The following is a 20,687-nucleotide window of genomic DNA, read 5'->3' as shown; positions in this document are numbered from 1 at the left end:
TCGCTTGGCGACCCGGCTCGCTTGGCGGCGGCGGCGCTGCGCGGTCGGTGGGAGCGGGTCAGCGGTGCGTACTGCGCGCGGGTCGACCGCTTCATTGATCCATTTCGGCGTCCACGGCCCGGGAATGCGTCGGGAGCGCGAGCGCCCGTGTCGAGCGATCGCGCAGCGCTGCGGGGAGATCCGGGGTAACGATTCCGTATCGGCCCCGCCGCCTATTGTGCCGCGCGAAACAATTTGGTAGTTTCAATGAAACCTTCTTGGTTCAATGAACCAGAGAAGCGCACGCAGCATCACCACAAAGGAGTGAGTAATGGCACAGGCCGGTCCATACGCGGGAGTCACGAGTTCTGAAGCCGCGATCGAACGCGCGATGAACGATGCGAACGGCGTGCTGCGTCTCGCTCCCGCTTGGGTGCCGCGCGCGTTCTGCACCCCGGGTCGGCGTATCCGGCTGCACCCAGACGACTACTTCCCGCTGGGCAAGGAGCGCGGCGGCATCGATGAGCGTTGGTTGGCGAGTGCGATCCGGGCCGAGAACGGGCCGCGAACCGACCCGTTCGAAGGTCTGAGCCTCGTGCGCGATCCCGACGGCGGGGTGATCCCGCTCGATGAACTCATCGCGCACGCGAAGGGCGATGCCATCGGCGCGCTGTGGGCGTCGCACGGCCTCTGGCCGATGTACTCGAAGTTCTTCGACAACGAGTTCCCGCTGCCGTTCCACATCCATCACCGCGATGAACACGCCGCCCTCGTCGGCAAGCCCGGCAAACCAGAGGCCTATTACTTCCCGCCGCAGATGAACAACCATGGCGGACAGTTCCCGTACACGTTCTTCGGGCTTCACCCGGAGGTCACGAAAGAGCAGCTCCGCGACAAACTCGAGGCGTTCCTCCGCGGCGGCGACAACCGCATCACCGACCTGTCCAAGGCGTATCGCATCACCCCTGGCACCGGATGGGACGTACCCGCAGGTGTCCTGCACGCACCGGCCAGCATGTGCACCTACGAGCCTCAGGCGGCGTGCGATGTGTTCGCGATGACCGAGTCGTGGTCGAACAATCGCGAGGTTCCGGACGAACTGATGTGGAAGGACGTGCCCGCGAGCAATGTCGGCGACCTGGACTTCATCGTCGATCTCGCGGACTGGGACCTGAACATCGACGCCGACTTCTGGAGTCACCGCTTCACTCCGCCGGTCGAGACAGTCGAAAGCCGCGCCGGGTCGCCTGAGCACACGGAGCGCTGGATCACCTACCGCGCGACTGCGTTCAGCGCCAAGGAACTCACCGTCGCTCCGGGCGGGTCCGTCACCGTGGGCGACCGGGACGCGCACGGACTCATCGCGGTCGCCGGGCACGGCAGCATCGGCGGGCAGCACATCGCCGCGATCTCGAGCATCCGATATGGGCAGTTCTCGAGCGATGAGTTCTTCATCACGGCGGGCGCCGCATCGGGCGGGGTGCAGGTGGTCAACACGTCGGCGACCGACGATCTGGTCATTCTGAAGCACTTCGGGCCGGGCAATCAGCAGCTCGCGAGCGAACGCGTCGAGCTGGGACTCTAACGATGTCCGCTCAACCGAAGCTGTACGGCCGGACACTCGCGGAGGTGAGGCGTCGCACCGGCTCGCTCCATCAGCTCGCCCGCATCGATCAATTCGACGAGACGCAGGGCGCGGCTCGGGGCGCTCGTCGCATCGTGCTCACCTCGGGTGGCGGGCTGACGGTCGAGCTGCACCCCGATCGCGCACTCGACATCGGCGCGGTGGCGTACCGGGGCGTCCCGATCGCCTGGCACTCTCCCACCGGATTCGCCGACCCCGGCCTCACCGTGGATTCGGGGACCGAGTGGCTCCGCACGTTCGGAGGCGGTCTGCTCGCGACCTGCGGGCTCGACTCGTACGGCCCCGCGAGCACGGTGGCGGGAGTCGAGTACCCGATGCACGGCCGAATCGGTTCGACGCCGTCGGTCGTCACTCGGGCGCAGGTGACCGACGCCGAACTCGTGGTGGAAGCGGAGGTGCGTCAGGCCAGCGTCTTCGGAGACAACCTGCTGCTCACCCGCCGCATCACCGTACCGCTCGGCGGGGCGTCGATCGTGGTGGAGGATCGCGTGACCAACGAAGGGTCGGCGGCGGCAGGGCACATGGTGCTCTACCACGCGAATCTCGGGTGGCCTCTGCTCGACGACGGCTCGGTGCTCGAGGTGCCGTCGGTCTCGGTGTCCCCTCGTGACGCTGACGCGGAACACGGACTCTCGCAGTGGTTCGAGATCACCGGGCCGGTTCCGGGGTACGCCGAACAGGTGTTCAAGCACGATTTCACCGGGCAGGGGATCGCGGAGGTGTCGCTCGACAACCCGACGCGCGATGTCCGCGTCGCCGTGCGGTTCGACACCGCCTCGCTGCCGGCGCTGCACCAGTGGAAGATGCTGGGAGAAGGGCATTACGTACTCGGGCTCGAACCGACGAACGTCGACTGGAGCCGCGGCCGTGCCGCCGCGAGCGAGGCCGGCGTCCTGCCGACGCTCGCCGCCGGGGAGAGCGCGGACTATCGTCTCGAGTTTCACTGCGGAGCGAGCCGGGTCGGCAGCTCACCCGAGTCAGGAGGATCCGCATGACCGTCGCACTGGAGATGCGCGGCATCTCGAAATCGTTCCCCGGCATCCGGGCACTCGCGGATGTCGATCTGGTCGCCAGAGCCGGTGAGGTGCACGCGATCGTCGGCGAGAACGGCGCAGGGAAATCGACGCTGATGAAGATCCTCGCCGGTGTGTATCAGCCGGATGCTGGCTCCATCGTCCTCGGAGGCTCAGAAACCCGGATCGCCGGACCCATCGACGCGCGAAAGCGCGGTATCGGGATGGTCTACCAGGAGCTGAATCTCGTGCCGGATCTGACGGTCGCGGAGAACATCATGCTCGGCGCGACCCCTGCCCGGTTCGGCTTCGTGCGTCGTCGGGCCCTCTCCGATGCCGCGTCTGCCGTGCTCGACGCCTTCAACGCTCGGATCGATCCCTCGGCGCTTCTCGGGTCGCTCACCGTGAGCCAGCAGCAGATCGTCGAGATCGCGAAGGCGTACGCGCAGCACCCGAGCATCATCGTGCTCGACGAACCCACATCGTCACTGAGCGAGCACGAAGCACAGGCGCTCTTCCGCATCGTGCGCCGCATGCGCGCCGATGGAATCGCGATCATCTACATCAGTCACCGGCTTCGCGAGGTGTTGGATCTCGCCGACCAGGTCACGGTGCTGCGCGACGGTCAGCAGATCGACACCCGGGCTTCGGACGGGTTGACGGCGGGGGAGATGATCCGCCTGATGGTGGGTCGGGATCTCACCGATATCTTCCCGAAACGCGTCGTCCCGATCGGGGACGTCGTGCTCGAGGTCGACGGGCTCACGCGAGCCGGAGCGTTCTCCGACGTGACGCTGAACGTTCGCGCAGGAGAGATCGTGGGTCTGGCGGGCCTCGTCGGGGCGGGGCGCACGGAAGTCGCGCGGGCCGTGTTCGGCTTGGATCGTGCGCAGGCGGGCGCCGTGCGCGTCGATGGAGCCGAGCTGGTCGCGCGCACACCGGCGCAGGGAGTCGCTGCGGGCATCGCGTACGTGCCAGAGGATCGGAAGCGCGACGGCATCGTGCCCTCCGCATCCATCAAAGACAATGTTTCGCTCCCCGTGCTGCGGAGCCTCTCGACCGCGGGATGGATCTCCCGCTCGCGCGAGCGGGACCTGGTGCGCGAGCAGGTCGAGACGCTCGGGGTCTCACCGCCGGTCATCGAACGCGCCGTCGACACCCTGAGCGGCGGCAACCAGCAGAAGGTGGTGATCGCGAAATGGCTCGCCGCTCGACCCCGAGTGCTCATCCTCGATGAGCCGACGCGCGGGGTGGACGTCGGCGCGAAGGCAGACATCCACGCGATCATCGGCGAGCTCGCCGCCGCTGGCACAGCGATTCTGCTCATCTCGTCTGAGCTGCCAGAGGTGCTCGCGGTGAGCGACCGGATATACGTGCTCAGTGAGGGGCGCGTGACGGCTGAACTGGATCGAGCCGAAGCCGACGAGGCCACCGTGATGCTCGCGGCAACGGGAGAGGCGGCGCACGCATGACCGATACGAAACTCGATACGACGATCACGGGGGTGCCGGGCACGAGCCGGGTCACCCGCGCCAATCTGGGGGCGCGCCTCGGTCCGGTGATCGGAATGCCCGTCGGCATCGTGCTGCTCCTCGTGATCGGCACGCTGCTCTCCGACCGGTTCTTCTCGGTCGGCAATCTGGTCAACGTGCTGATCAACATCTCGATACTCGGCGTGATCGTGGTGGGTATGACGTTCGTCTTCATCACGCGCGGCTTGGCCGATCTCTCGGTCCCGGCCACCGTGGCCGTCGGTGCGATTCTCACCCTCGGCCTCCAACCGGCCATCGGCACCTTCGCGGCAGCGCTCGTCGGGATTATGGCGGCGTGCGGCGCCGGGGTCGTGAGCGGCATCCTGATCGGGTATGCGCGCATCAACCCCGTGATCACGACACTCGGCGTCAGCACCATCGTGCTCGGCATCGCGCAGTGGAGCGTCGGCGGGGTCATCGTGTACGGCTCCGACGCCGACGCCCAGGCTTTCGTGAACAGTCGGGTGTTCGGGATCCCGGTGATCGTCATCATCTTCGTGATCGTCGCAGTCATCGGCCATCTGGTGCTCTCGCGAACGACGCTCGGTCGCTGGGTCTATGCGGCGGGAAGCAATCCTGACGCCACGCGGGCGAGTGCGGTGCCGCTTGCACGAACCCGGGCGTCCGCGTTCGTCATGACCGCCGGGCTGAGCGGGCTTGCGGGCGCGCTGCTCGGGATCACCCTGCAGACGGCGAGGCCCGCGATCGGGGTCGGCTACGAGTTCGACGCGATCACGGCCGTTGTCGTCGGCGGTATCAGTCTGCTCGGCGGGTCGGGCAGCATTCCTCGAGCGATCGGCGGACTCCTGTTCGTCGCCCTGCTCAACAACATCCTGGTGCTGCAGGGCGTACCCACGGCGGTCCAGGGGATCGCGAAGGGCTTGCTCATCGTCGGCGCTGTCTCGCTCGACATCTACCTCCGTCGGAAGGGAGGCCGCTCATGAGCGCGGTATCACCGTTGCGTGGCGGATGGAGTCTCGCGTTGCTCGGATTGGTGCGCTACCGCGTCATCGTGATCCTGATCGCGACACTCGTCATCGCCGCCACATTCGTCCCCGGGTTCTTCGAAGCTCGAACGCTCAGCCTCGGCATCGATCGCGTGGCGACCATGGGACTCATCGCGATCGGACTGACGGTCGTGCTGATCGCCGGCCAACTGGACCTCTCCGGGGGCGCGATCCTTGCGCTGTCCGGTATCGCGGCAGTCGGTCTCCAAGAATCCATGGGTCAGGTTCCCGCGGCCATCGCCGGCCTCGGCATCGGACTGCTCGCCGGCTGCTGCAACGGGGTGCTGGTGGTGCTGCTCCGGATCAACTCCCTCGTCGCGACACTCGCCTCGATGCTGCTATTCCGCGCGGTGTGCCACCTCATCACCGATTCGCGGCCCGTCAGCGGCATCGATCCGTTCTTCGGGATTCCTCTGACGCAGCCGGTCCTCGGCACGCTCTCCACGCGCGTCTTCATCTTCGTCGTGCTCATTCTCCTGCTGCATGTCTGGCTGACGCGGATGGTCTCAGGGCGAAACCTGTTCGCGGTCGGCAGCAACGCGACGAGTGCGGCGGCGAGCGGCATCCGGTCGCGCTGGTATCTCTTCGGAGCATTCGCCTTCAGCGGTCTGATGGCCGGTCTCGCAGGGGTGACGTTCGGCATCGCCTCCAATACGGGGTCCCCGGTCTTCGGCGACACGATCGTGCTCACCGCCATCGCCGCGGTGGTCATCGGAGGAACCAGGCTCGAGGGAGGCGTCGGTTCGGCCCTCGGCACACTCGGCGGGTTGCTCACCCTCGCCGCTCTGACGACCGCCATGGAGTACCAGAGCATCCCCGCGTATGTGCAGGACATCGTCACCGGTGCCATCCTGCTCCTCCTCATCCTGCTCGACCGTCTGACCCACGCGAAGCGTGGCACTGATGTATCACCTACCGCACTGCTGCGGCGCCTCTCACCGAAGAGGGATGTCGCCCGTCAACACGAAACCGAAAGGACACCCGCATGATCAAGAAGGTATTCCTTGGAGGGACCGCGTTCGCCGCGGCACTCCTCCTCGCCTCCTGCTCGACTTCAGGAGCCGATTCCGCCGCCGAGTCACCCGACGCCGAAGCCGGTGCAGGGGCGGAGATCTGCTACATCACCGCCGCCGAGTCGCACGCGTACGCCACTCCCGCGAACGAGGCGTTTCAAGCGGCAGCGGACGAGGCTGGGGCGAAAGTCACCATGCTGAGCCAGGATTTCGATGTCCAGACCGGCACTGAGCAGCTGACGACGTGCATCGGACGCAGCCCCGATGGGATCGTGCTGTGGCCGCTCGATCCGCAGGCGTACATCCCGGGGCTCATCCAGGCGCAGACGGCGGGCATTCCGGTCGTGCTGATCAACTCGCCGATGGACGACGAGGCGCTCGAGCTGGTGGAGAGTTTCACCGGCCCCGACGTCTACGAGGAGGGAGTGCTCTCGGCGGACGCCATGGATGAGGCGCTCGGCGGCGAGGGCGGGGTCGTCATCATCGCCGGCCAGGCAGGCAACGGCACGAGTATCGGACGCACCGACGGATTCACGGAGCAGCTCGAGAAGATCGGCTCGGACATCGAAGTGCTGCAGACCGTCAACGCCGACTTCGATCAGCAGAAGGCGCTCGTCGCGAGCCGCGATCTGATCACCCGCTTCGGGGACGATATCGACGGCGTCTACGCGAACGACGACACGATGGCGCGCGGCTTCATCGACGCGTGGGCTGAAGCGGGCAAGGATCCTGCGGAGATTCCGCCGATCGTCGGTATCAACGGCCAGCAGGACGCGTTCGAGTCGATTCGCGACGGTCAGTTCTACGCGACCATCGTGCAGTCGCCGGTCGAGGACGGCAAGCTCGCGCTCGAGACGATCGTCCAGGCCGCGGCGGGCGAGACCGTTGAGAATCGCATCCCCATTCCGCTGACGGTCGTCACTGCGGAGAACGTCGAAGACGTCGAACCCGCGTTCTAGGTCCACCCGCCGAGAGGCACGGAACGGGCCCCGCGTTGTGCAGCGGGCCCGTTCCTGTGCTGCGAGACCGCTCCCGATCAGGTGGAGGAGCGCACGACCAGTTCGGGAGCGAGCACGATGTGGTTGGCCTGCGGAAGCGGGCCCGGCCGGTCGATGAGTTGGATCATCATCTCGACCGCCGTGCGGCCCAACCGCTCTCTGGGCTGTGCGACGGTCGTGAGCGGTACCGCTCCGATCGATGCCCACTCGATGTCGTCGTAACCGACCACGGCGATGTCGTCGGGAACGCGCAAGCCGCAGCGCACGAGCTCCTGGATGAGGCCGAGCGCGAGCATGTCGTTCGCGCAGAGCACCGCGCTCGGTCGTTTGTCGTGCGGGCGCGCTGCGAGGGCCGCGCCGAGGCGCCGGCCCTCGTCCACGGTCCACGATGCCGTGGTCACGACTTCGAGGGTGATGTCTCCGTCTGATTGATGCACGACCTCGCGAGCGCCCTCGTACCGCGACCTCACCTTGGGGGAGCGGTGCGGATGCCCGAGGAACGCGATGCGCCGGTGCCCGCGCGAGACCAGGTGCCGAGCGCCCAGCCGTCCGCCTTCGCGGTCATCGATCACCACCGACCAGACGTCGCGGTCGTCGCCCACGCGGTCCACGAAGACCATCGGCACGCCGCGATCCTTCAGCATGTCGAGGCGGGAGCTGCGCTCGTCCACTGGAGAGATGATGATGCCCTGCACGCGCTGCTGCACGAGCAGGTCGAGATTCTGGGACTCCAACTGCGGATCGTACGAGCTGTTGCAGAGCACCACTCCGAGGTCGCGCTCCCGGCACACCGCTTCGGCGCCGAGTGCGACATCCACGAAGAACGGGTTTCCGAGTTCGGCGACGGTGATGCCGATGGTTCGCGTGCGGCCGGGGCGGAACTGACGCGATCGCTGATCGGGGATGAAGTCGAGCTCGGAGATGGCGCGCTGCACCCGTTCGCGAGTGTCGGCGCGCACGTACGAGGGACGGTTGAGCACGTTGCTCACGGTTCCCGAGGACACTCCTGCGAGGCGGGCGACGTCTCGAATAGTCGCCACGGGCTACCGCCCGGTGCAGTGAAGAGGATGGTTCATTGAACGATCCTATCGCGAGACGCGCAGCTGTTCGCCCAGAGCTCGCCATCGCCGCCACAACCCTCGGTACCTGCGTCAGCCACTCACCCACCCCAACACCCGCAGCGGGGTCACTTTGGGAGTGTGTCGCGGTCGAAAACACAGCAACACGCTCCCAAAGTGACCCCGCTCGCAGATGGGGAGGGGAGGAGTGGGGACGGAGGGGTGGGGACGGAGCGGGGAGGCGGTTACGCGCCCCAGCTCGCCTGAGCGCCGCCGACGCGGTCGGCGTTGATCTTCGCCTGGTAGCCCGAGGCGGCGTACGCGGCCATCGGGTCGGCGGGCAGGCCCCGCGACTCGCGCCACTCGGCGAGCGCCGGCCGCACATCGGTGTAGAAGGCGTCCATCATGATCGCGTTGGCTCCGAGCACATCGCCGGAGCGCTGCGCCGCACCGAGTGCGTCACGGTCGAGCAGCAGGGCTCGGGCCGTCATCTCCTGCACGTTGAGCACCGAGCGGATCTGGCCGGGGATCTTCTCCTCGACGTTGTGGCACTGGTCGAGCATGAAGCTGACGTCGGGGTTGTTCAGCCCGTCGCCGCGCACGACCTCGACGAGAATGCGGAAGAGCTGGAACGGATCGGCGGCGCCCACGATCAGGTCGTCATCGGCGTAGAAGCGGCTGTTGAAGTCGAACGAGCCGAGCTTGCCGAGCCGCAGCAGCTGCATCACGATGAACTCGATGTTGGTGCCAGGGGCGTGGTGCCCGGTGTCGAGGCAGACCATGGCCTTCTCTCCGAGCGACGCGACCTGGGCGTACGACGTGCCCCAGTCGGGAACATCGGTGTGGTAGAACGCCGGCTCGAAGAACTTGTACTCGAGCACGAGGCGCTGGTCATCGGAGAGGCGGGCGTAGATCTCCTGGAGGGACTCCTGCAGGCGATCCTGACGGCCGCGCATGTCGGCCTGACCCGGGTAGTTCGATCCCTCGGCGAGCCAGATCTTGAGGTCACGCGAGCCGGTCTCGTCCATGACGTCGACGCACTGCAGGTGGTGGTCGATGGCTTTGCGACGGATCGCGGCGTCCTCGTGCGTGAGAGCGCCGAACTTGTAGTCGTCATCCTGGAAGGTGTTGGAGTTCACGGTGCCGAGTTGCACGCCGAGATCTTCGGCGTGTGCGCGGAGCTTCGAGAAGTCGTCGACGAGATCCCACGGGATGTGCAGCGCGACAGCCGGCGCGAGGCCGGTGAGCCGGTTGACCTCGGCCGCATCGGCGATCTTCTCGAACGGATCGCGCGGCGTGCCCGGCGTGCCGAACACCTTGAAGCGCGTGCCCGAGTTGCCGTAGGCCCACGACGGGACCTCGATGGACTGCTTCTCGAGGGTGCTGAGGATTTCGGGAGTCAGCTGGGTGCTCATGTTCTGCGGCTTTCTGTCTGATGCTGCGCTATGCGCGATTCGTGCCCGCGTGGTGGCGCGCGAGTTGGTCTTCGAGGTGGAACACCTCGGAAAGTCGGGGGGCCGCCTGGTCGGGGCGGCCGGCCAGGGCGACGAAGTAGTCGGCCATCTTCTCCTCCCACGCGGCGGTGCGCGGGTCGGCTTCGAGCGCGCGCTGGGCGGCGTCGTCGTCATCGGTCTCGTAGTACCCGATGAGCAGTCCGTCGGGGCGGAGGAAGAGCGAATAGTTGCGGCGCCCGGCGTCTGCGATCGCCGCGAGCATGTCGGGCCAGACCGCGGCGTGGTGCTCGGCGTACTCGGAGAGGCGGTCGGGCTTGACCTGCATCTGGAAGCAGACTCGCATGTGATTCTCCGAGAGGCTCGCGGTCGAAGGGGGGAGTGGGGAGTGGGGGAGTGAAGCGGAGAGCGTGCGGAGGGGATCCTGATCCTGACGATCTCGGATCAGGATCCCCGCGCCCGGGGCGGCTTAGAAGTCGAAGTCGCTGATGTTGTCCGCGTTGAAGCGGAACGGATCGCCGAGGAGCACGACGCCGTCGGCGCCGACCGAGTACTCGCCGAGGTCGCCGGCCTCGAAGGTGTCGCCTTCCTTGCCCTCGATCTCACCGGTGGCGAGCGCGTTCGCCGCGTACGCGGTCAGGTAACCGAGGTCCTCGGGGTTCCAGAGCGCGAACTCGGTGACGGTGCCGTCTTCCACGTACTCGCGCATCTGGTTCGGGGTGCCGAGCCCGGTCAGTGCGACCTCGCCCTTCGCGTCCGAGGTCGAGAGGTAGCGAGCTGCGGCTGCGATGCCGACCGTGGTCGGCGAGACGATGCCCTTGAGCTCGGGGTAGGTCTGGAGGAGGGCAGCGGTCTTGTCGAACGAGGTCTGATCGTCGTCGTCGCCGTACACGACCTCGACGAGCTCGACGTCGGGGTGGTTCGCTTCGAGCTCTTCCTTCATGAGGTCGATCCAGGCGTTCTGGTTCGTCGCGTTCGCGGCGGCCGAGAGCACGGCGATCTCACCCTTGTCGCCGATCTGCTCGGTGATCATGTCGACCTGCACCTGGGCGATGCCGGCGGCGTCGGCCTGGTTCACGAACAGGTCGCGGCAGTCGGCGCTGGTGTCCGAGTCGAAGGTGACGACCTTCACGTCGTTGTCGCGTGCCTCGTTGACCGCGTCGCAGATCGCCTTCGGATCGTTCGCCGAGATGGCGAGTGCGCCGACGCCCTGCTGGGTCGCGGTGTTGATGAAGCTGACCTGCGCGTCGGGCGTGGCCTCGGTGGGGCCGACCTCGTTGAAGGTGCCGCCGAGCGCCTCGACCGCGGCCTTGCCGCCCTTGCTGGAGGTGTCGAAGTACGGGTTGCCGAGGTTCTTCGGCAGGAAGGTGATGCTCGCGCCCGATCCCTCGGATCCGCCTTCGGATCCGCCGTTGCCGGCGTCGCCCCCTGAGCAGCTCGAGAGCAGCAGGGCTGCGCTGGCGGCGAGCGCGAGAACGGCGCCTGCCTTCTTCTTATTGTTCTGGAACCACATCGTTCGTTGTTTCCTTTCATCACCCCGCGGTGCGGGGACTGGTGTGGGTGGTCGTGGAAGTGTGCTGGGAAAGCGTGCCGATGTGCGTCAGGACGTCGTCGCGGCCCGAGCTCCGGCGATCTGCAGCTTCTTTCCCGTTCTCCGCCGGTACTTCACCGCAGCGATCACGCTGGTCGAGATGACGGCGCCGATGAGCAGGGCTCCGGTGATGATGTTGATCACGTCGGAGGTGACGTTCGCGAGGCGCAGCGCGCTGCCGAGCACGCCGATCAGCACGACGCCGGCGATCACGCCGTGCAGGGCGCCGCGGCCGCCGAAGATCGACACGCCGCCGAGCAGCACTGCGGCGATCACCTGCAGCTCCATGCCCGTCGCGTTGTCGCCGCGGGCGCTGCCGTAGCGGAGGGTGAAGTAGATGCCGGCGAGAGCTGAGACCGCGCCGCTGAGCATGTACAGCAGCATCTTCGTTCGGGCGACGTCGACGCCGGAGAATCGCGCTGCTTCCGGCGACAGGCCGATCGCGAAGACGCCTCGGCCCAGCTTCGTGAAGTGCAGCAGGATCGCGAACGCGATCGCGAGTACCACGAAGAGGATCATGACGACCGGAATGCCGGTCGAGCCGATCTTCTCCTTCGCGAGGTCCGTCCAGAAGGCGGGGAACTCGGTCACCGCGGTGGTGCCGAGCATGCCCACGGCGATGCCGCGGAAGAGCGCCAGGGTGCCGATGGTCACTGCGAGCGAGGGAAGCCCCACCGCGGTGATGAGGAACCCGTTGATGGTGCCTGCGAGCAGGCCGGCCGCCAGCGCCAGCACGATGGTGAGCCCGAACGGCACCCCCGCCTGGGTGAGCACGCCGGTGAGCACGCTCGAGAGCCCGACGATGCTCGCGACCGACAGGTCGATCTCGCCCGTCACGATGATCGCCGTCATCGGCAGCGCGATGATGAGGATCGGGAAGATGTCGAGGAGCAGGTAGGTCATCGTGATCTTGCTGCCGAAGTTCGGCACCACGATGCTCGCGAAGAGCACGACGACGATGACGAGGGCGATGATCGCGCTCTCGCGGGTGAGGAGGAGGCGCTGCCAGAGCGGACGATCGTAGTCTGCGATGTGCCGCAGGCTGGTCGTGGAGGTGGTGACGGTGGTCTGAGCGGTCATCGCTGCGTCTCCCGTTCTTCGATGAGCTTCCGATGTTGTCGGAGCGACAGGACCCGGTCGAGCACGATCGCTCCGATGATCAGGACGCCGACGACGGCGCGCTGCCAGAAGTCGGGCACGCCGAGCACCGGAAGCGCACGGTTGATGGTCATGAGCAGTGCCGCGCCGATGGCGGCGCCCCACACCGATCCGACTCCGCCGAAGATGGCGACGCCGCCGATGACGGCCGCACCGATCGCGTCGAACTCCCAGCCGGCGCCCGCCTGCGAGTTGATGGTGCCGTAGCGGGCGGCGTAGAGCACGCCGGCGAAGCCGGAGAGTGCGCCCGACAGCACGAAGGCGGTGAGCACGCGGCGCGTGACGGGCAGCCCGTAGAGCTGGGCCGCGTCGGGATCGGAGCCGATCGCGTAGCATTCGCGCCCGCCTCGGGTGTTCTTCATCCACCAGGCGACGGCGATCAGCACGACGACGGCGATGATGGTGAGCACTGGGATCGTCAGCACCTGCGCCGTGCCGAGGGCGAGGAAGCTGCGGGGCATGTCGGAGGCGTTGATGCGATCCGATCCCGTCCAGAGCACGTTGATGCCGCGGAAGGCGTACATCGTGCCGAGCGTGATGACGAGGGCCGGCACTTTCGCGAACGCGACGAGCGCGCCGTTGATCAAACCGAGCAGGCCGCCGAAGACGATCGCGATCACGACGACGACGATGGCGGGCAGCCCCGGCGTGTCGATGAACAGGCGGCCGGTGAGGTACGCGCTGAGGCCGAGGATCGAGCCGACCGACAGGTCGACGTTGCGGGTGATCAGCACGACGGCCTGACCCACTGCGACGAGCAGGAGCAGCGACGGTGTCAGCCAGAGGTCGCGGTACCCGTCGGTCGAGAACAGGAAGTTGGGGTTCTTGATCGTTGCGGCTGCGACGACGAGCATCACGGCGAGCAGAATGCTCGCCTCGCGCGCCCGTGTCAGGCGGCCGACGATCGCACCGAACCCGACGCTCGGGGCCTTCAATGTCGTGGCGCTCATGCGGCGTGCTCCGATTCCGTGCTCGAGCTGTGGGTCGCGGCGCGCATGACGTTCTCCTGCGTCGCGTCTTCGCGATCGATGGTGGCGGTGATGCGGCCCTCGTGCATGACGACGACGCGGTCGGCCATGCCGAGCACCTCGGGGAGCTCGCTCGAGATCATGAGCACGCCCATTCCCTGGCTCGCGAGCGTGGAGAGCAGGCGGTGCACCTCCGACTTGGTGCCGACGTCGATGCCGCGCGTCGGTTCATCGATGATGAGCACGCGCGGATCGGTCGCGAGCCACTTCCCGAGCACGACCTTCTGCTGGTTGCCGCCCGACAGGGTGCCGGCGATGGTGGTCAGCGCGTTCGCCTTGACCTCGAGCTTCTCCGCCCACGGGCGCGCGGCGCGGTTCTCCGCGCCGGTCGTGACGATGCCGAGTTTCGCGAGGGAGTCGAGGATCACGGACGTGGTGTTGCGGCCCACGCTCGAATCGAGCACGAGACCCTGCTTGCGGCGATCCTCCGGCACGAGCGCGAGTCCGGCGCGCATGGCGGCCGTCGGCTTGTTCTTCGCCACCTTCGTGCCAGCGACGGTGACGGTGCCGGTGCGGTAGGAGTCGACGCCGAACACGGCGCGGGCGACCTCGCTGCGGCCGGCGCCGACCAGTCCGGCGAGCCCGACGATCTCCCCGGCGCGCACGGTGAAGCTGATGTCATTGAAGATGCCGGGGCTCGTGAGCCCCTCGACGACGAGCAGCGGCTCGCCGGCTTCGGTCTCGATCTTCGGGAAGAGGTCCGTGATCTCGCGACCGACCATTTCGGCGACGACGCTGTCGGGATCCGTCTCGCTGATGGCGCGCGTCGAGACGTAACTGCCGTCGCGCATGACGGTGATCGTGTCGCAGAGCGCGAAGACCTCGTCGAAGCGATGCGAGATGAAGACGAGCGCGCGGTTCTCATCGCGGAGCGCGCGTGCGACCTGGAAGAGGCGCTCGACCTCCACACCGGAGAGCGCTGCGGTGGGCTCGTCCATGACGAGCACGCGTGCGTCGAGCGAGATCGCCTTCGCGATCTCGATCATCTGCTGGTCGGCGATGGAGAGGCCGTCGGCGGTGCGATCCGGATCCATCACGACGCCGAGGCGGGTGAAGAGCGATTCGACCTCGGCGCGCATCGCACCGCGATCGATGCGGCCGAGCCGACCGCGGGGTTGCCGGCCCATGAAGATGTTCTCGGTGACCGAGAGATCGGGGAAGAGCGTCGGCTCCTGGTAGATGACCGCGATGCCCGCGGCCTTCGACTCGGCAGTGGTGGAGAAGTCGACCGTCTCGCCGTCGTAGCGGAAGTCGCCGCTGTCGCGGCGGTAGAGACCCGCGATGATCTTGACCAGCGTCGACTTGCCCGCGCCGTTCTCGCCGACGAGGGCGTGGATGGATCCCGGGTAGAGTGCGAGGGTGCTGTCGCGCAGTGCAATCACCTGGCCGAAGGCCTTGGCGACGCCGCGCAGTTCGAGCAGCGGCTCGCAGGCGGGTGGTTTCTTCATTGAACTCACGGACTTCCTGCCATTGGAAGGGCATATCAGGGGTGGTACGCGCTTGAACTTGTGAATCGTTTCAATCGCGATTGAGGTGAGTTTATGGCGCGAGTCTCCAATGAGTCAAGTCGATGTCGAGACGGTTTCACAGTCGTTATTGAAGCGTTTCAAAAGAGTGATGCGATCGGTAGACTGCTGCCCAGCACAGGGCTTTACGACAACGAAGTGGGAGATCACGCCATGGCAGCGAGTATCCGCGACGTCGCGCGCGAGGCGGGGGTGTCGGTCGGGACCGTCTCCAACGTGCTCAACCGGCCGGAGATCGTCGCCGCAGGCACGGTGGCGCGCGTCACCCAAGCGATCGAGCAGTTGGGCTTCGTGCGCAACGATGCCGCGCGACAGCTGCGCGCCGGGCGCAGCACCAGCTTCGGACTCGTCGTGCTCGACACCCGCAACCCCTTCTTCATGGACCTGGCGCACGGAGCGCAGCGCCGCGCGATCGATGACGGGTACACCGTGCTGATGGGGGGCAGCGATGACTCTCCGCAGCGCGAGCACAGCATCCTCGAAATGTTCGAGGAGCATCGTGTCGCAGGCGTCCTCATCTCTCCCGTCGATACCGACCTCACGCAGCTCTGGAGGCTGCGCCAAGCCGGGATCCCCGTCGTGCTCGTCGACCGCGGTTCGAGCGACCGCTCCTTCTCCTCCGTCTCGGTCGATGACGTGGAAGGCGGGCGCATCGCCGCCCGCCATCTCTTGGAGCTCGGGCGCCGTCGCATCGCGTTCGTGGGCGGACCGCCAGGCATCAAGCAGGTCTCCGATCGCGTCAACGGCGCGACGTCGGTGGTCGCCGAGACGTCGGGAGCGACGCTCGAGGTGCGCGAGACGCGCGCATTGAGCGTGCTCGAGGGGCGCAGGATCGCCGAGGAGATCATCGCGCTGCCAGCCGACCGCAGGCCGGACGCCGTCTTCGCCGCGAATGATCTGCTCGCCATGGGAGTGCTGCAGGCCTTCGTGATGACCGGATCGCTGCGGGTGCCAGAAGACATCGCCCTCATCGGATACGACGACATCGACTTCGCGAGCGCCGCGGTGGTGCCGATCACGTCGGTGCGTCAGCCCGCGGTCGAGATCGGCGCCACCGCGGTGGGGTTGCTGCTGTCAGAGGCGCAGGCCGGTGCCGATGCGACGCGCGAGCAGATCGAGTTCACCCCCGAGCTGGTGGTGCGCGCCTCGACGGTGGGCGGCGCCTGACGCTGCGGCGCGCCGCTGCGGCGCCGCCCGGCGCGCCGGAGAGCGCCGTGCTCCCATCCCCCCTCCTCCCCTCTCCCCCCTCCCCCCTCCCCTCCCTGCGAGCCGGGTCACTTTGGGAGGGTGTCGCATCTGCGAAAGCGCCCAACACGCTCCGAAAGTGACCCCGCTGCCATCTCGAGGCGCACAGCTGCGCCGGCGCCGGGCCGCGAGCGGCGGGCTACGGCCGCGTGTGCACCCACACGACCGCTTGAATGCGGTCGCGCACGCCGAGTTTCTGCAGCAGGTTCGACACGTGCGTCTTGATGGTCGCCTCGCCGAGGAAGAGCGCCGCAGCGATCTCGCCGTTCGACTTGCCCTGCGCCACGAGGGCGAGCACTTCCCGCTCGCGTTCGGTGAGGCCCGCCTCCGTCATCGCCGTGGCCGCCGCATCGGGTACCTGGCTCGATTCGGGATCGCCGCCCGCCTCAGCGGCCCTCGCGTCGACGGCGGTACTCGCCGAGACCCGCTCGATCACGGCGCGTGTGACGTCGGGGCCGAGCAGCGCGTTGCCCGCCGCGAGCGAGTGCACGGCGTCGATGAGCTGCTCGGCGCGTGCGGTCTTCAGGAGGAAACCGCTGACTCCGGCGGCGAGTGCGTCGAAGAGGTACTGCTCGTGCCCGAACGTCGTGAGCACCAGGATCGCCGGAGCCGCGCAGCCCGAAGCCGATGCGACCGACGAAGCCGACGAAGCCGACGAAGCCGACGAAGCCGACGTCAGGATGCGCCGCGATGCATCGATCCCGTTGAGCACGGGCATTTCGACGTCCATGCAGATGACGTCGGGATGGAGTTCGGCGGCGAGCGCGACGGCGACGGCGCCGTTCTCGGCCTCACCGACCACCTCGATGTCGGGCTCCGACTCCAGGATGATGCGGAAGCCCGAGCGCACGAGCGCCTGGTCGTCGACGAGCAGCACGCGGATCATGTGAGCCTTTCGGGGAAGTGGTGCATGTCAGCTCGCGGCAGCGGCAGCGGCAGCAGCAGCGCGGGGATGGGCGGCGGCGAGTTCATTCGGCACGCACGCGCGGACGATGAACCCTCCGCGCTCTCGCCGCCCGGCGTGCACGGTACCGCCGACGGCGCCGATGCGCTCGCGCATGCCCTGCAGGCCGAGGCCGGACCCGCGGGAGCGCTGCGTCAGCTCCTGCCGCACCCCGTCGTCCGCGACCTCCACCTCGACGGCATCCGCGCCGAATCGCAGGCGCACCTCGGCGGTCGCACCGCGGCCGGCGTGCTTGCGCACATTCGTCAGCGCCTCTTGCACGACGCGGTAGAGCGCGACGTCGACGAGCATGGGGATGGGCCGCGGCGCACCGGCGACGATGAGTGTCGTCGGCGTGCCAGAGCTCTGCGCCTCTGCCACGAGCTCGGTGAGGTGCGCGACGCCGATCGTGGTCGGCGCCGACCCTTCCTTCGCCGGGTCGCGCAGGGTGCCGACGAGCCGTCGCAGCTCGTCGACGGCGGTGCCCGCGCTCTCCTCGACGACGCCGAGGGCTGCGACCGCACGGGCGGGATCGCGCTCGATGCTGCGCCGCGCTGCGGCCGCCTGAATGCCCATGACCGACACGTGGTGCGCCACGACGTCGTGCAGCTCGCGCGCGATCGCCAGCCGGTCGAGCGCAATGGCCTGCGCCGCGCTCGTCTGCCGTTCGAGATCGAGCTCGCGCCCCTGCGCCTCGAGCAGCGCCTGCTGACGCGCCGAGCGCCAGGAGCGTTCGCCGAAGAAGTAGGCGCCGCTGAAGTACAGCAGGTTCGTGATGATCTGGATGACCGCGAAGGTGGCGTATGCCGAGAAGATGCCTGATCGCGAAATGCCCTCGAAGGCGTCATCGCTCGAAGACGAGACGATGAGGACGACGGTGATCCACACCATCATGGCGACCCCGATGCCGAGGCGCACCCAGAGCGCGAGCGCGCGCCGGCGCTCCCAGGCGCCGACGGTGTAGAGCGCGCAGAACAGCGCGATGTTGATGATCAGCACCTCTGGCACGCCGAACTGGCCGCAGACGAAGAATCCGATCGACACGACGATCGCGACCGGCACCGGGTAGAGGCGGCGCAGTGCCAGCGGCAGCGTCGTCAAGCCCAGCCCGACGGCCCAGACCCAGGGCTCCGCTGCTCCCGGGTACATCCCGGTGCGCTGGTAGAGCAGCGCGGTGGTCACCGACGCGAGCGCGAGCACCAGCGCGAGCGCGATGTCGGCGCGCAGGCCGCTCCGGCCCGGGCTCGGCCGACTCCACTCCGCGTGATCCTCCATGGCACCAGCGTAGGGTGTGCCGCCGACACGGCGCTTCCGTCGCGCGGGGGAGGGCGATCCGCCCCTCGCCGCAGCAATCAGCCGTGAGGGGGAAGCGCGTCGCGCCGGTGCCCCGCCATGCTGGAATCACACGATAGAAGGGATCGAGATGATCGACATCGCAGGCGTCACCCGCAGCTTCGGCGAGCGGCGCGTGCTCGACGACGTGAGCTTCACGGTCGAGGGCGGTCGCATGACCGGTTTCGTCGGAGGCAACGGCGCGGGCAAGACCACGACCATGCGCATCATCCTCGGGGTGCTCTCCGCCGACGCAGGCTCGGTCAGCCTCGACGGAGCGCCCCTCACCCCGGCCGACCGCGCGCGCTTCGGCTACATGCCGGAGGAGCGCGGCCTCTACCCGAAGATGCAGGTGCTCGAGCAGCTCGTCTACCTTGGGCGACTCCACGGCATGAGCGCGGGAGCGGCGAAGAAATCCGCGGCCGACCTCATCGAGCGGCTGGGCCTCGGGGACCGCGGCACCGATACCCTCGAGAGCCTCTCGCTCGGCAATCAGCAGCGCGCGCAGATCGCCGCGGCACTGGTGCACGAGCCGTCCGCCCTCGTGCTCGACGAGCCGTTCTCCGGCCTCGACCCCATGGCTGTCGAGGTCGTGCTCGCGGTGCTGCGCGACTATGCCGCGCAGGGCGCCCCGGTGCTCTTCTCCTCGCACCAGCTCGACATCGTGGAGCGGCTCTGCGACGACGTCGTGGTGATCGGCGGGGGCAGGATCCTCGCCTCCGGCTCGCGCGAGGGCCTTCGGGCGCAGCACTCCGGGAGCAGCTTCGAGCTCGAGCTCGCTGGGCCGGCGGCCGACGCCGGCTGGGTGCGCGAGCTGCCAGGGGTCGAGGTCACGCATCTCGACGGCGGGTTCGCCCGCTTCGATGCTCCGGACGAGTCCGCCGCCCAGGCGGTGCTCGCTCGCGCCGTGCAGCACTCCGCACCCGGCACGTCGGTGCGGCGCTTCGCCCCCATCACCCCATCACTGGCTCAGATCTTCAAGGAGGTCGTGCGATGACCGCCCCACTCACTTCCCAGTCTCGGCGATCCTCGTCGCGCCCGATCAGCGGGGCTCAGGGAGCCTGGCTCGTCGCCGAGCGCGAGATCACGACGCGCCTGCGCAGCAAGGCATTCCTCATCTCGACCGGCATCCTCCTGCTCGTCGTGCTCGGGGGCGTCGTCATCAGCGGGCTGCTCTCCCAGAACGGCGGAATCGGAAGCCCCACGCAGGTGGCGACGGTGGCCGGTGCGAGCGGGGAGCAGGGGGACGCGCTCACCTCCGCCGGTTTCGAGGTGACCGAGGTCGGTGACCGGGCCGAAGCCGAGCAGCTCGTGCGCGACGGCGACGTCGAGGCTGCGATCGTTCCCGGCGGAGACACCCCGCTCGATCTCACCGTGGTCGCGCTCGACAGCGCTCCGACCGATCTCGTGCAGGCGCTCTCGGTGGTGCCGTCGGTCGAACTGCTCGAACCCCTCGGCACGAACCCGTTCCTCGCGTACATCATCGCCCTCGCCTTCGGCATGATCTTCTACACCACCGCGCTCACCTTCGGCACGACGATCGCGCAGAGCGTGGTCGAAGAGAAGCAGACGCGCATCATCGAGATCCTGCTCGCCACCGTCTCCGCGCGCACGATGCTCGCGGGCAAGATCCTGGGCAACAGCATCCTCGCGCTCGGCACGGTGGTCGCGATCCTCGCCCTCGCCTCGGTCGGCATGCTCGCGACGGGGCAGGATCTGCTGCTCGGCGAGCTCGGCGCCTCGCTCATCTGGTTCGGCATCCTGTTCGCGTTCGGCTTCGTGCTGCTCGCTGCGATGTACGCGGCCGCGGCAGCGCTTGTCTCGCGGCAGGAGGACATCGGATCGGTGACGAGCCCGGTCATGATGCTCGTGATGATCCCGTTCTTCCTCATCATCCTCTTCAACGACAACCCCCAGGCGCTCGCGATCATGAGTTACATCCCGTTCTCCGCCCCGAACGCGATGCCGATGCGCCTCTACCTCGGCATCGCCGAGTGGTGGGAGCCGATCGTGTCGCTCGGCATCCTGGTCGTCACCATCGCGGTCGTCATCTGGATCGGGTCGCGCATCTACAGCAACTCGATTCTGCGCACCGGCGTGCGCGTCAAGCTGCGCGATGCGCTGAAGGACTAGTCGCCGACATCAGTGCAGGATCGGAACGCCCGGGG

At 67.7% G+C, this 20,687-nt stretch carries 18 protein-coding genes; 9 read left to right on the top strand and 9 right to left on the bottom strand.

Annotation, left to right across the window (positions count from 1 at the left end; all coding sequences use genetic code 11):
- Positions 1 to 310 precede the first annotated feature (310 nt).
- The 6 genes from ABFX18_RS03840 to ABFX18_RS03815 are packed head-to-tail and all read left to right on the top strand — an operon-like array spanning position 311 to position 7,148.
- On the top strand, positions 311 to 1,564 hold the full coding sequence (locus tag ABFX18_RS03840) for a hypothetical protein (protein WP_346057451.1): 1,254 nt from the start codon (positions 311 to 313) through the stop codon (positions 1,562 to 1,564).
- A gap of 44 nt (positions 1,565 to 1,608) precedes the next feature.
- A complete protein-coding gene (locus ABFX18_RS03835) occupies positions 1,609 to 2,619 on the top strand; it encodes an aldose 1-epimerase family protein (RefSeq protein WP_346057450.1) in 1,011 nt (336 codons plus the stop codon).
- On the top strand, positions 2,616 to 4,109 hold the full coding sequence (locus ABFX18_RS03830) for a sugar ABC transporter ATP-binding protein (RefSeq protein WP_346057449.1): 1,494 nt from the start codon (positions 2,616 to 2,618) through the stop codon (positions 4,107 to 4,109). Before ABFX18_RS03835 ends, ABFX18_RS03830 begins: the two co-directional genes overlap by 4 nt.
- Positions 4,106 to 5,113, top strand: a complete 1,008-nt coding sequence (locus ABFX18_RS03825; protein ID WP_346057448.1) for an ABC transporter permease — start codon at positions 4,106 to 4,108, stop codon at positions 5,111 to 5,113. Before ABFX18_RS03830 ends, ABFX18_RS03825 begins: the two co-directional genes overlap by 4 nt.
- A complete protein-coding gene (locus tag ABFX18_RS03820) occupies positions 5,110 to 6,165 on the top strand; it encodes an ABC transporter permease (protein ID WP_211649805.1) in 1,056 nt (351 codons plus the stop codon). The genes ABFX18_RS03825 and ABFX18_RS03820 overlap by 4 nt, the downstream gene beginning before the upstream one ends.
- Positions 6,162 to 7,148, top strand: coding sequence for a sugar ABC transporter substrate-binding protein (locus ABFX18_RS03815; RefSeq protein ID WP_090146067.1), 987 nt, complete (start codon positions 6,162 to 6,164; stop codon positions 7,146 to 7,148). Before ABFX18_RS03820 ends, ABFX18_RS03815 begins: the two co-directional genes overlap by 4 nt.
- A gap of 77 nt (positions 7,149 to 7,225) precedes the next feature.
- Here the strand turns inward: ABFX18_RS03815 and ABFX18_RS03810 are convergent, their stop codons facing one another.
- The 7 genes from ABFX18_RS03810 to ABFX18_RS03780 form a co-directional block, all read right to left on the bottom strand.
- The gene (locus tag ABFX18_RS03810) at positions 7,226 to 8,227 is read right to left on the bottom strand and encodes a LacI family DNA-binding transcriptional regulator (protein WP_090146070.1); all 1,002 of its coding nucleotides are present in this window, start codon (positions 8,225 to 8,227) and stop codon (positions 7,226 to 7,228) included.
- Positions 8,228 to 8,490: 263 nt separating this feature from the next.
- Positions 8,491 to 9,660 (bottom strand): L-rhamnose isomerase, encoded by a 1,170-nt coding sequence (rhaI, locus tag ABFX18_RS03805; RefSeq protein WP_090146072.1) that lies wholly within the window; start codon positions 9,658 to 9,660, stop codon positions 8,491 to 8,493.
- A 28-nt stretch (positions 9,661 to 9,688) separates the two neighbouring features.
- Complete coding sequence (locus ABFX18_RS03800; protein ID WP_090146074.1) at positions 9,689 to 10,042, bottom strand: L-rhamnose mutarotase; 354 nt, start codon at positions 10,040 to 10,042, stop codon at positions 9,689 to 9,691.
- A 123-nt stretch (positions 10,043 to 10,165) separates the two neighbouring features.
- Positions 10,166 to 11,209 (bottom strand): rhamnose ABC transporter substrate-binding protein, encoded by a 1,044-nt coding sequence (gene rhaS, locus ABFX18_RS03795; RefSeq protein ID WP_200330525.1) that lies wholly within the window; start codon positions 11,207 to 11,209, stop codon positions 10,166 to 10,168.
- An 87-nt stretch (positions 11,210 to 11,296) separates the two neighbouring features.
- The gene (locus tag ABFX18_RS03790; protein WP_346057447.1) at positions 11,297 to 12,367 is read right to left on the bottom strand and encodes an ABC transporter permease; all 1,071 of its coding nucleotides are present in this window, start codon (positions 12,365 to 12,367) and stop codon (positions 11,297 to 11,299) included.
- Complete coding sequence (locus ABFX18_RS03785; protein ID WP_346057446.1) at positions 12,364 to 13,395, bottom strand: ABC transporter permease; 1,032 nt, start codon at positions 13,393 to 13,395, stop codon at positions 12,364 to 12,366. Before ABFX18_RS03785 ends, ABFX18_RS03790 begins: the two co-directional genes overlap by 4 nt.
- Positions 13,392 to 14,921, bottom strand: coding sequence for a sugar ABC transporter ATP-binding protein (locus tag ABFX18_RS03780; RefSeq protein WP_346057445.1), 1,530 nt, complete (start codon positions 14,919 to 14,921; stop codon positions 13,392 to 13,394). The genes ABFX18_RS03785 and ABFX18_RS03780 overlap by 4 nt, the downstream gene beginning before the upstream one ends.
- 231 nt (positions 14,922 to 15,152) lie before the next feature.
- Between ABFX18_RS03780 and ABFX18_RS03775 the strand changes: the two genes are divergently transcribed.
- Entirely contained in the window at positions 15,153 to 16,166 is a 1,014-nt protein-coding gene (locus ABFX18_RS03775) for a LacI family DNA-binding transcriptional regulator (protein WP_346057444.1), read from the top strand.
- A gap of 217 nt (positions 16,167 to 16,383) precedes the next feature.
- Here ABFX18_RS03775 and ABFX18_RS03770 read toward each other — a convergent pair whose 3' ends face one another.
- Positions 16,384 to 17,130, bottom strand: a complete 747-nt coding sequence (locus ABFX18_RS03770) for a LuxR C-terminal-related transcriptional regulator (protein WP_346057443.1) — start codon at positions 17,128 to 17,130, stop codon at positions 16,384 to 16,386.
- A 27-nt stretch (positions 17,131 to 17,157) separates the two neighbouring features.
- Positions 17,158 to 18,462, bottom strand: a complete 1,305-nt coding sequence (locus ABFX18_RS03765; RefSeq protein ID WP_346057442.1) for a sensor histidine kinase — start codon at positions 18,460 to 18,462, stop codon at positions 17,158 to 17,160.
- A gap of 148 nt (positions 18,463 to 18,610) precedes the next feature.
- Here ABFX18_RS03765 and ABFX18_RS03760 point away from each other — a divergent pair, with 148 nt between their 5' ends.
- Together ABFX18_RS03760 and ABFX18_RS03755 are read left to right on the top strand one after the other, a co-directional pair.
- Positions 18,611 to 19,516, top strand: a complete 906-nt coding sequence (locus tag ABFX18_RS03760) for an ABC transporter ATP-binding protein (RefSeq protein ID WP_346057441.1) — start codon at positions 18,611 to 18,613, stop codon at positions 19,514 to 19,516.
- Entirely contained in the window at positions 19,513 to 20,652 is a 1,140-nt protein-coding gene (locus tag ABFX18_RS03755) for an ABC transporter permease (protein WP_200330513.1), read from the top strand. The genes ABFX18_RS03760 and ABFX18_RS03755 overlap by 4 nt, the downstream gene beginning before the upstream one ends.
- The last annotated feature ends 35 nt before the right edge of the window (positions 20,653 to 20,687 follow it).

Origin of the sequence: Leucobacter alluvii (genome assembly GCF_039530485.1) — a bacterium.
Lineage (GTDB): Bacteria > Actinomycetota > Actinomycetes > Actinomycetales > Microbacteriaceae > Leucobacter > Leucobacter alluvii.
Note: the sequence above shows the minus strand (reverse complement) of the source record. Positions and strands in the feature narration are given on the sequence as shown.

What these genes read in the sequence shown, in the direction of transcription:
- ABFX18_RS03755 (WP_200330513.1), top strand. Translation starts at nt 19,513, where the DNA reads ATGACCGCCCCACTCACTTCCCAGTCTCGGCGATCCTCGTCGCGCCCG.
- ABFX18_RS03840 (WP_346057451.1), top strand. Translation starts at nt 311, where the DNA reads ATGGCACAGGCCGGTCCATACGCGGGAGTCACGAGTTCTGAAGCCGCG.
- ABFX18_RS03775 (WP_346057444.1), top strand. Translation starts at nt 15,153, where the DNA reads ATGGCAGCGAGTATCCGCGACGTCGCGCGCGAGGCGGGGGTGTCGGTC.
- ABFX18_RS03815 (WP_090146067.1), top strand. Translation starts at nt 6,162, where the DNA reads ATGATCAAGAAGGTATTCCTTGGAGGGACCGCGTTCGCCGCGGCACTC.
- ABFX18_RS03800 (WP_090146074.1), bottom strand. Translation starts at nt 10,042, where the DNA reads ATGCGAGTCTGCTTCCAGATGCAGGTCAAGCCCGACCGCCTCTCCGAG.
- ABFX18_RS03780 (WP_346057445.1), bottom strand. Translation starts at nt 14,921, where the DNA reads ATGAAGAAACCACCCGCCTGCGAGCCGCTGCTCGAACTGCGCGGCGTC.
- ABFX18_RS03790 (WP_346057447.1), bottom strand. Translation starts at nt 12,367, where the DNA reads ATGACCGCTCAGACCACCGTCACCACCTCCACGACCAGCCTGCGGCAC.
- rhaS (WP_200330525.1), bottom strand. Translation starts at nt 11,209, where the DNA reads ATGTGGTTCCAGAACAATAAGAAGAAGGCAGGCGCCGTTCTCGCGCTC.
- ABFX18_RS03765 (WP_346057442.1), bottom strand. Translation starts at nt 18,462, where the DNA reads ATGGAGGATCACGCGGAGTGGAGTCGGCCGAGCCCGGGCCGGAGCGGC.
- ABFX18_RS03770 (WP_346057443.1), bottom strand. Translation starts at nt 17,130, where the DNA reads ATGATCCGCGTGCTGCTCGTCGACGACCAGGCGCTCGTGCGCTCGGGC.
- ABFX18_RS03825 (WP_346057448.1), top strand. Translation starts at nt 4,106, where the DNA reads ATGACCGATACGAAACTCGATACGACGATCACGGGGGTGCCGGGCACG.
- ABFX18_RS03785 (WP_346057446.1), bottom strand. Translation starts at nt 13,395, where the DNA reads ATGAGCGCCACGACATTGAAGGCCCCGAGCGTCGGGTTCGGTGCGATC.
- ABFX18_RS03820 (WP_211649805.1), top strand. Translation starts at nt 5,110, where the DNA reads ATGAGCGCGGTATCACCGTTGCGTGGCGGATGGAGTCTCGCGTTGCTC.
- ABFX18_RS03760 (WP_346057441.1), top strand. Translation starts at nt 18,611, where the DNA reads ATGATCGACATCGCAGGCGTCACCCGCAGCTTCGGCGAGCGGCGCGTG.
- ABFX18_RS03830 (WP_346057449.1), top strand. Translation starts at nt 2,616, where the DNA reads ATGACCGTCGCACTGGAGATGCGCGGCATCTCGAAATCGTTCCCCGGC.
- rhaI (WP_090146072.1), bottom strand. Translation starts at nt 9,660, where the DNA reads ATGAGCACCCAGCTGACTCCCGAAATCCTCAGCACCCTCGAGAAGCAG.